This is a genomic window from Nocardioides lentus, from assembly GCF_039529515.1.
GTDB lineage: Bacteria > Actinomycetota > Actinomycetes > Propionibacteriales > Nocardioidaceae > Nocardioides > Nocardioides lentus.
Window position 1 is genome coordinate 213,235 of the sequence record NZ_BAAAMY010000006.1, and the last position, 3,633, is coordinate 216,867.

Sequence of the window (3,633 nt, forward strand, 5' to 3'; positions counted from 1 at the left end):
GGTGGGCCGGCGGGCCTCCCGTCGTCCTCCGGGTCGGCACCTGACCCCCCGTTCCCCCCGGACGGGGCGGGATCTCGTGCCGACCCGGCCTACAGGCCGGGCAGGGGGGTGGCGGGGCCGCCCAGGCCGAGGGCGCGCACGGCCGCGTCGGTCAGCGCCGCGGTGGCCCAGGCCCGGCGCTCGGCGGTGGTGCTGCCCGCCAGGGAGGCGTACGTCGTGGCGCAGGCCTCCTCGACCCGGCGCGCGGCCGCCCGACGCCCGTCGGGACCGTCGCCCAGGTCGGGGGTCGCGTAGGACGCCGCGGCCGGCGTCGGCTCGGTCCCGGCGCCGCGCAGCGCCGCGGTGAGGGCGTCGCGCCGGTCGCGGTGCGTGCCGTACGACGTGCGCACCGCGTCGAGCAGCTCGGGTGCCTGCGAGCCCGAGGTGCGGGCGCCGACGACCGCCAGCGTCCACACGGCCGCGTGCTCGGCGGCGAGGGTGGTCTGCAGCGCCTCGGTCGCGGAGCCCGAGAGGCCGTCGGGGGGCAGGGGCACGGACCCCGCCGCACCCGTCGCGGCGGCGAGCGCCTCGTCCGCGCCCAGGAGCCCGACCAGCGCCTGCGCGAGGCCGGCCGACGCCGAGGCCAGGACGCGGGCGAGGCGACCGGACTCGGCGCGCCCGGCCAGCCCGGCGTACGCGGCGACCGCCTCCTGCTCGCGTCGGACGACGGCGGCGCGCGCGGGTCCCGGTCGCCCGGGCACCGTCGCCGCGGGTACGGGCGACCCCGACGGGGTCGCGCTGTCCGGAGCGACGTCGAGGGCCGTCGCGTGCGCGGCGTGGGCGGCGCGCAAGTCGGCGAGGTCGTCGCGCAGGCCGGGGTGCTCGCCGACGGTCGCGGCGACCAGGGCCCGGAGCCCGACGGCCAGGTCGGCGGCCTCCCGGGCGATCGTCAGGTCTCCGTCGGGGCCGGCGTCGTCCGCTCCCGCGCCCGGCCCGGGCGTCGAGGGTCCGCCGGGGGCCGCGCAGCCGGCGAACGCCACGGCGGCGGCGGCGCCGAGCACGGCACGGCGGCCGAGGCGGGACGGCGCGCGGCGGTGGGGGCGGTCGGGCACGACAGCGAGGGTAGGCGACGTCCAGGGGGCCCACACGCCCCCCGGACCGAGGGCTAGAGTGGGCGGTCCGGCAGCGGCCCCGGGGGCCGTGCCGCGACCGGGCGCTCGTCGGTGCCCACCGCAGTGCCACAACAGCAGATAGGGAGGTCGTCGTACCGTGCAGCAGTCCCGAGGTGACGAGACGACGCAGCGCATCCGCGCCGTCGTGACCGATCCCGTCGCCGCCCTGGGCCTCGACCTCGAGGCCGTCGAGCTCAGCGCCGCCGGCAAGCGCAGCGTGCTGCGCGTCGCGATCGACAAGGACGGCGGCATCACGATGGACGACGTCGCCGACGCGACCCGTGAGGTGTCACGGGTCCTCGACGAGTCCGACGTCATGGGGGAGCGGGCCTACACCCTCGAGGTGACCTCCCGCGGCGTGGACCGTCCGCTGACCGAGCCGCGCCACTGGCGCCGCAACCGCGACCGGCTCGTGGCCGTCACGCCGCACGAGGGCGAGAAGCTCACCGGTCGCATCACCGAGGCGGGGGAGAGCTCCGCCACCCTCGACGTCGACGGCACGTCGCGCGAGGTCGCCTACGACCAGGTGGCCCGCGCCGTCGTCCAGGTCGAGTTCAACCGCACGAGCACGAGCCCGGGAGGGGACGCCTGATGGACATCGACCTGAGCGTGCTGCGCATGCTGGAGCGCGAGAAGGAGATCTCCTTCGACGTGCTCGTCGAGGCGATCGAGCAGGCGCTGCTCACGGCCTACCAGAAGACGCCGGGCGCCTCCGAGGACGCCCGGGTCGAGCTGGACCGCAAGACCGGGCGCGTGGCGGTGCTCGCCGCCGAGCTCGACGACGACGGGGCCACGGTCGGGGAGTACGACGACACCCCGGCGGGCTTCGGCCGCATCGCCGCGACCACCGCCAAGCAGATGATGCTGCAGCGGCTGCGCGACGCCGAGGACGACGTGCGCTTCGGGGAGTTCTCCGGCAAGGAGGGCGACATCCTCTCCGGTGTCATCCAGCAGGGCCGCAACCCCGACGACGTCCTGGTCGACCTCGGCCGGCTCGAGGCGGTGCTGCCCCCCGGGGAGCGGGTCCCGGGCGAGCGCTACAGCCACGGCACGCGCATCAAGGCCCTCGTGGTGTCCGTACGACGGGGCATGCGCGGTCCGCAGGTCACGCTGTCGCGCTCGCACCCCAACCTGGTGCGCAAGCTCTTCGCCCTGGAGGTCCCCGAGATCGCCGACGGCACGGTCGAGATCGTCGCGATCGCCCGCGAGGCCGGTCACCGCAGCAAGATCGCGGTCCGCTCGACCGTCGCCGGGGTGAACCCCAAGGGCTCCTGCATCGGACCGATGGGCCAGCGGGTCCGCAACGTCATGGCCGAGCTCAACGGCGAGAAGATCGACATCGTCGACCACTCCGACGACCCGGCCGAGATGGTGGCCCACGCCCTGTCGCCCGCCCGGGTCTCGTCGGTGACCGTGGTGTCCGAGGAGACCCGGACGGCGCGCGTCGTCGTGCCGGACTTCCAGCTGTCGCTCGCGATCGGCAAGGAGGGGCAGAACGCCCGCCTCGCCGCCCGCCTCACCGGCTGGCGCATCGACATCCGCTCCGACGAGGAGACCCCCGAGGACGCCGCCGAGAAGGGCGCCGGGAGGGCCGGCGCGGAGCCGGACGGCGGGGCCGGGGCCTGACGGTCCGGTTCGCCGTCCACTGGTGGACGGGGGTAGTGTGGAGTCTCGGTGGCACGATCCGAGAACTCTCCTGTGCGCACGTGCGTGGGATGTCGCGGGCGGGCTGCCGCCGACGAGCTGCTGCGGGTGACCGCGGGGCCCGACGCGCACGGCCGACCGGCCGTCGTGCCGGATCCCGGCCGCAGGGCACCGGGGCGAGGGGCGCACGTGCACCCCGACCCCGCGTGCCTGGACCTCGCCGTGCGACGGAAGGCGTTCCCCCGCGCGCTGCGGGTACCGCCCCCGCTGTCGGTGGAGGCCCTGACGGACCACCTCGACAGCCGGCTCGCCGCACGACCCGCACCACCCGCACGACCGACCGACCTACCGACCGACAGAAGCTGGAGCAACGGCTCATGAGCACTCGATGAGTACCTCACGATGAGTTTGCACCACCGCTAACGGTCCGAACCTCCCCCCGGCTCCGCCGGACCGGGTCTCGGGCCAGAAGGAGAAACGTGGCCAAGACCCGAGTTCACGAGCTCGCCAAGGAGTACGGCGTCGAGAGCAAGTTCGTTCTCGAGAAGCTCAAGGAGATGGGGGAGTTCGTCAAGTCGGCGTCCTCCACCGTCGAACCGCCCGTCGAGATGCGGTTCAAGAAGCAGTTCGGCGAGGAGCTGAAGGGCTCTGCGCCCGCCGGAGGCGCGTCCGGCACCGGCGCTCCTGCGTCCGGCAACGGTGCGGCACCGGCCGCCACCCCCGCGTCGGGAGCCCGCCCGGGCCCCCGGCCCGGTCCCCGTCAGCCGAAGGCCCCGGAGCCGCAGGCGCCGCCCGCCGCCCCGGTGACCCCCGCGGCGCCCGCCGCCCCGGCGGCGAG

Annotated in this window: 5 protein-coding genes; 4 read left to right on the plus strand and 1 reads right to left on the minus strand. The window is 76.0% G+C overall.

All coding sequences use genetic code 11. The annotated features are described in order from the left end of the window. Positions 1-89: 89 nt before the first annotated feature. Positions 90-1,091, minus strand: a complete 1,002-nt coding sequence (locus ABD158_RS14385) for a DUF4439 domain-containing protein (protein WP_344008222.1) — start codon at positions 1,089-1,091, stop codon at positions 90-92. A 157-nt stretch (positions 1,092-1,248) separates the two neighbouring features. Here ABD158_RS14385 and rimP point away from each other — a divergent pair, with 157 nt between their 5' ends. The 4 genes from rimP to ABD158_RS14405 all read left to right on the plus strand — a co-directional run. Beyond that, the gene (gene rimP / locus ABD158_RS14390) at positions 1,249-1,743 is read left to right on the plus strand and encodes a ribosome maturation factor RimP (protein ID WP_344008223.1); all 495 of its coding nucleotides are present in this window, start codon (positions 1,249-1,251) and stop codon (positions 1,741-1,743) included. Further along, positions 1,743-2,777 carry a transcription termination factor NusA gene (gene nusA, locus ABD158_RS14395; RefSeq protein WP_344008224.1) on the plus strand — a complete coding sequence of 345 codons (1,035 nt, stop codon included), beginning with the start codon at positions 1,743-1,745 and terminating at the stop codon, positions 2,775-2,777. Before rimP ends, nusA begins: the two co-directional genes overlap by 1 nt. 84 nt (positions 2,778-2,861) lie before the next feature. Next, on the plus strand, positions 2,862-3,176 hold the full coding sequence (locus ABD158_RS14400) for a YlxR family protein (RefSeq protein WP_344008235.1): 315 nt from the start codon (positions 2,862-2,864) through the stop codon (positions 3,174-3,176). Positions 3,177-3,274: 98 nt separating this feature from the next. After that, positions 3,275-3,633, plus strand: a 359-nt coding sequence (locus tag ABD158_RS14405; RefSeq protein ID WP_344008225.1) for a translation initiation factor IF-2 N-terminal domain-containing protein, incomplete at its 3' end; no start/stop codon positions are given.

Excerpts from the sequence above, each read along its gene's own strand:
- nusA (WP_344008224.1), top strand. The coding sequence starts at position 1,743 with ATGGACATCGACCTGAGCGTGCTGCGCATGCTGGAGCGCGAGAAGGAG.